The sequence below is a fragment of the Calothrix rhizosoleniae SC01 genome, assembly GCF_900185595.1.
Lineage (GTDB): Bacteria > Cyanobacteriota > Cyanobacteriia > Cyanobacteriales > Nostocaceae > Calothrix_A > Calothrix_A rhizosoleniae.
Genome location: NZ_FYBH01000222.1, coordinates 1 through 5,286, shown reverse-complemented (window position 1 = coordinate 5,286; position 5,286 = coordinate 1). Strand labels below are relative to the sequence as shown.

At 40.0% G+C, this 5,286-nt stretch carries 3 protein-coding genes and 1 pseudogene; 2 read left to right on the top strand and 2 right to left on the bottom strand.

Going from position 1 to position 5,286, the window contains the following annotated elements; translation table 11 throughout:
• Positions 1-543: cation diffusion facilitator family transporter (locus CALSC_RS13540; protein WP_088241860.1), on the bottom strand; the 543-nt coding region annotated here is incomplete at its 3' end.
• Between the two features lie 300 nt (positions 544-843).
• On the bottom strand, positions 844-3,804 hold the full coding sequence (locus CALSC_RS13535) for an NACHT domain-containing protein (protein WP_088241859.1): 2,961 nt from the start codon (positions 3,802-3,804) through the stop codon (positions 844-846).
• A gap of 552 nt (positions 3,805-4,356) precedes the next feature.
• On the opposite strand from CALSC_RS13535, the gene CALSC_RS13525 reads away from it, so the two are divergent.
• The gene (locus CALSC_RS13525; protein ID WP_088241857.1) at positions 4,357-4,725 is read left to right on the top strand and encodes an alr0857 family protein; all 369 of its coding nucleotides are present in this window, start codon (positions 4,357-4,359) and stop codon (positions 4,723-4,725) included.
• 241 nt (positions 4,726-4,966) lie between these two features.
• A pseudogene (locus CALSC_RS13520) lies at positions 4,967-5,286 on the top strand (hypothetical protein); the annotation flags it as partial.

The window sequence follows — 5,286 nt, the reverse complement described above, 5'->3', positions numbered from 1 at the left end:
AGCGATCGCACTGATAATAACTCCTACGGAACTTGCTAAATCTGCCAAGATATGCAGAAAAGCACCACGGACATTTAAGTTATCCTGAATATCTCCATGCAAAAGCCAAGCACCGACCAAATTAATCACCAATCCAATGGTTGCAGTCACAAGCATTGGAATACTGAGGATTTGTTCAGGGGGTTGAGTCAGATGTCCAATTGCTTCCCAGGCAATTAATCCTGCCATCAGCAAAAGTCCGAATCCATTAAAAAAGGCAGCCATCACATCGAACCGAGGATTACCAGGTAATTTGCGAGTGAGGGTTAAACGGGCTAGCCAGCTAGCACTCAAAGCCAACATAATTGCTCCTCCATCAGCGACCATATGCCAAGCATCAGAGCGTAAAGCCAAGCTATGGCTGAGATTACCAGCTAACCACTCTAAAACGGCAAAGACAAGGATTGCTGACAGGATAATACTCAAATGAAGACGCTGTTTAGCTCCGATGAACGGTTGCCAATTACAGTTAGGTGAATTGCAAGAATGCCGCAAATAAACCATTCAGATAATCCTTACATAGTTTTCTCAAAATTTGTATCGGTCTACAACAGATTTCTGCTAGACCGACACTTTTATCCCCAGCTTTGAGGTAAACACATAGTCTGTGTATAAGCCCTGAACTAGACTATAACTCAAGAGCAAATCTATGGAAGGACGATGTTAAACCAGAACTCAAATCGATTACCCCCTATTTTCCTTAACCAAGCAGTATTGAAATTGATCCTATGCGCTTCCTGTGGTGCAATTTCAAGACCGAATACCTGCCAATTCATCTAAATATTTGCAATAACTGAATAAACTTCATGTTTTACCATTTAAATTATCTCTAATTTGCCAAATTTGATAAAAATCAGCATAATTCATTTGCTCGGCATAATGCCAAAGTAATTTATAGACATGGCGAAAATCCTCCATTTCCTCTTGGGTAACTTCATCACTAAAGCAATCCTTAAAAAATGCAATTGCTTCTGAAATTTGCCCATCAAGGAGGACTTTTTTTAAGTCTTCAACGGTATGTTTACCAATAGAATCACTAGTCGCAGATTTTACTAAGTGCAACAGGGTGTGAAAGGCAATGGGGTTCCCAGGATCATATTTTGCTAGGGTACTGGCTCTGCGTCTTTTACTGTCATCATTGTGACTCAAGGCAATCCCTTCTACTAAAGCGGTAATAATTCTACCTTTGTTTTCTTGTTTGTTTTTTTTAGGTTTATGATTAACTCGTATTTGCCCAGATTTAGTTTTCTGAGGTAACACTTGTAAAGCAATTATATTCCCAGCACATATGACTAATAAATTTTCTGCTGCTTGTTGTCGCAGTTGCTGACTAGTATTGGAAGTAATAATTGTTTCTAGAGTAGAAATAGCAAAAACATTTCCCGGTTCAATTTTACCCAGACTGTAAGCGGATTTACGGCGAATCGAATCTTTTCTACTGGTGATAATCATCTCTTTCAAGGCAGTAATTGCTACTTGATTTTTGGGGTCGAGCTTGCCTAAACTATCTGCAGCTTGCCAGCGTACGTTTTCTAAACGCAGAGATGTGACGAGTTTTTCTAGGGCAGTTATGGCAATGGAATTACCAGGATCGAAACTTTTCCCTAAACTATAGGCAGCACTCCAGATTTCAAACTCATTTTCACTGGATTGAACAAAATTTTCTAATGCTGCGATCGCAGTTGCTCGATCAGTTCTCAATAATGCCCAACGAGCACCTTCCAGAATCGTTGAGGGATATCGCCACCAGCGTTTTTTTGTGGGATGAAAATAACCAAACCGCCATTTAATCAGTTGTTGGATAATTTGTTGAGATAAGGAACAATCGGCAAATTCCGCAATTCCTAATGCCGCCAAGAAGTAGGCTTGATAGTTGTAGAAACCACCACATCCATCCTCAAAGGAGATCAGGGAGTGAATAAAATCTTCCTTCTGTAATTGCGGTACATCATTTCTACCCAACCATAATAAAATTACTTCCCGCCATTGGGGTTGGAAAATTGGAATTTGGGGAGAGTTCCAGAAGAAATGCCAATCGTTAATTGCTAGGGCAGCAAAGTATTCTTGAAAGGTAGGATGGTAAAAGGCATATACCTTTTCTCCTTGGCTTGGAGATATACCTACTTGGTTAATCCAACCTAATTGCAGTGCTAATTGAAACATGCCTTCATGGGAATTGCCCAACACCTGACAAATAAACCCATGACTGAAGCGAAATCTAGTTTTTGCTTGAGCGATCGCCTGTAATGCTAATTCTCCTAATGCTTGATTTAACTGCTGTTGCTGGCTAATTGTGGTATAAAAATAGTCTTGTTTCCATTGATAAATTGCTTCGACAAACTGAGCATACAACATGGCTTTAGTACTGGGTAATTCTCCCTTTGCCAATGCCCAAGTACGACACATCAACGCTAATCTTAAAGGATTTCTGACAGCATCCTTAATTCTCCGTCTTCCTGGCTGTTCCAATTGCGATCGCAAATTATCTGCCAATTCCCAGTTATCTGCAAACCAATGATTAATAAATAGCTTGACTTGGTCTGGTAATTGGTTATTGCCATAAGTAAAATTAAGGTTGCGGTAAGTAGTAAATGATTCTAGGGCATTCTTACCCCCATCCCAAACATTTAACCTACAGGTTAATATCACAGTGGCATCAGCAATCCAACCCTTGAGAAATTTAGCAATCTTAGTTAAAGCTTGGCTAGATTCCATCGCCATTTCATCTACCCCGTCCAGCAATAACCAAACTCGTTTTTGATTAAACTGTTCGCAGAAAGCATCTTCTAATTCTGGTGTAATTCTTCGCTTGCGGGTAGCATTTCGTAGCCAATCATGAATTAAGTATTCCTCTAAACTAGTTTCCTGTAAATCTGCTAAGGAAACCCAAATAGGTAAGTAAGAAGTATTATCCAACAACCAACCAGCTATTTTTTGCAGCAAAGTAGTCTTACCCGCACCGGGTTCCCCTAAGATAGCAATGCGTTGACTGATGGATTGGGATGATAGTTGTTGTAAAAATTCATCGGGGGTAAAAATTTTCGGGTTATCGTCCTCCTCGGACTCATATAAACGGGAACCATGAATCGGTAAAACGTCATGACTTGTACGATCCCTGTATTTGCGTTCTACTAATCCTAAGGGTAAATAAACACGATCAAATGTAAATGATATCCCATCGACTTTTGTCAAAGGATTAGTGGTGAGTTGTTTTTGATTTTGCGCTTCCAAAGAGTGACGGCATAGTTGTTGCCAATATTCATCTTCTGGAGTAGATAATAGGGTAGTAGATTCTGCCTTGACTTTCCCTACTTGATTAACAGTCTTCCCATGACGACGCAGTTCCCACTCTTGTTCAAACTTGTTTAAATTAGCATCTATCTGGTAGCGCGGATGCCATAAATGTAGTGTAAAATGCCAATTCTCCGAACCACTACGACTGGGACGATTATCTGACAATATTTCCAGAAAATCCGCCAACCGATTCAATGCTTCCTTAACTTGTGTAGCCGTCAAACCAATCGAGTCAGCTGGTAATTCCGTTAAAGCAGATAAAAACCTGACCTTACTCCTGACAACTAGGCGGTTATTAGCTTGCCAGCGAGTTTGAATTTGCGATCGCATACCAGCTATTCTGGAACATGGTAGACGATCCAAAACCCCTTCATTATCTACATCTAACTCATCATTAGCATACAGTAGCAGCGCCTCTAATAAATGCTTTGCTCGTTTTTTGACTTGTGGACCATAACTTATTCGTGCCATGGGATAAAAATAGGGAAGGGAAAATGGGGAAATATAGCTATATGACCATAAGAAGCAGGGGGGAAAAGTGCAGGAAGCAGGGGAGAATACCGTTTTTCCCCTGCTGTGGAGTCTAGGGAAACAAGGTTTCAAGCCCTCCGAAGTTGCTCTTGGTGAGGAACCCACAAGACCGCACTTTTCTCCGAATTTATTCGTGGAAGTTCCCCTTGTCTCTCTTGGAGGATTTCGGGGGTTGTTTCCTTATCTCCCCTGCTCCCTTGTTCTCTGAGGAAGTTGGGGGAATCCCCCAGGTTAATTCCTACCCCTAGGTTTATTACTTCGATTTTACAATCTTTTCGGGGGTTAATGCTGTAATTAGCTTGAGGGAAATGTTCTTAGCTAAACTAAGTTTATCTAAATCAGAAACCTAAAACTTACAACTTACGTTAAATCATTTATAGCATTACGCATATACGTTAAGAAATTGGTGAACCACCAAATCTATGAACAATAAACTTATTACTTATTACTTATTACTTATTTACTAGCCAATCTTGATTTTAAGTACTAACTATGTTGAAATTAACTTACACCGAAAATAACTTTAACCTAGAGTACCTCAACCAATCCCTAACAAATTGGGTCGCAAATAGAGTTACTCTTGCCATGAGAACAGTTACAAATATTCACATACAACCCAGTCATGCATCTTTCTCTATTCCTGTTCATTCCAGATATATGCATGACTTGGAAAACCTAGCCGCAGAGGACATCCTAGAACTCTGTAATTGTGATATTGGGTTAGTGGAAATTACCCTCCAAGGTACTTGGCTCACATCAGATATGGAAAGTGATTTAGGTCTTTTTGTCACAGAACTAGAGCCATCCATTGAATCATTATTCCAGCAATTAGAGCCAGCATCACAATTTTGTCATATTTAAATCTTGCTGTTTGCGGGACTTTGATACAACTTCCGAATCCGATCTTTAACCTCGTACTAGCTAGTTGTGTTCCCTTTCCCCAAACAGTATTCTCTTCATTTTCAACTCTGGGTGAGAAAAATTCACATTCTTGTTTGTGGGACTTTGATACAACTTCCGAACCCGATTTGCAACCTCGTACTAGCTAGTTGTGTCCCCTTTCCCCAAACAGCATCCCCCTTGGGGGAAGAGAAATAACACCATGATAAATAACACAGTAAATACCCACACTGAACAAGTAGAACGGGAAGACTTAATCATGTTTATCAATGCTTGTCTTGCTTGTACAGGACAGCGAGAATTTTATGATGATGCTTACGGCCAAAAAGTATCAATTAATTTCTTGCATGATTATATTTTAGGTAATTACCGCTTGTTATATGCCCGTACCTTAGCAGCAGGTATCAACCACTTCAACCAAGCCCAAATTATCATTAAGCTTTTAGCAACAGGCAAGCAAACCTCACCAATACACCGCCAAGAAGAAGGAGCATTAATTGCTGCTGCCTTAAATAACTTCTG

Excerpts from the sequence above, each read along its gene's own strand:
- CALSC_RS13535 (WP_088241859.1), bottom strand. The coding sequence starts at position 3,804 with ATGGCACGAATAAGTTATGGTCCACAAGTCAAAAAACGAGCAAAGCAT.
- CALSC_RS13525 (WP_088241857.1), top strand. The coding sequence starts at position 4,357 with ATGTTGAAATTAACTTACACCGAAAATAACTTTAACCTAGAGTACCTC.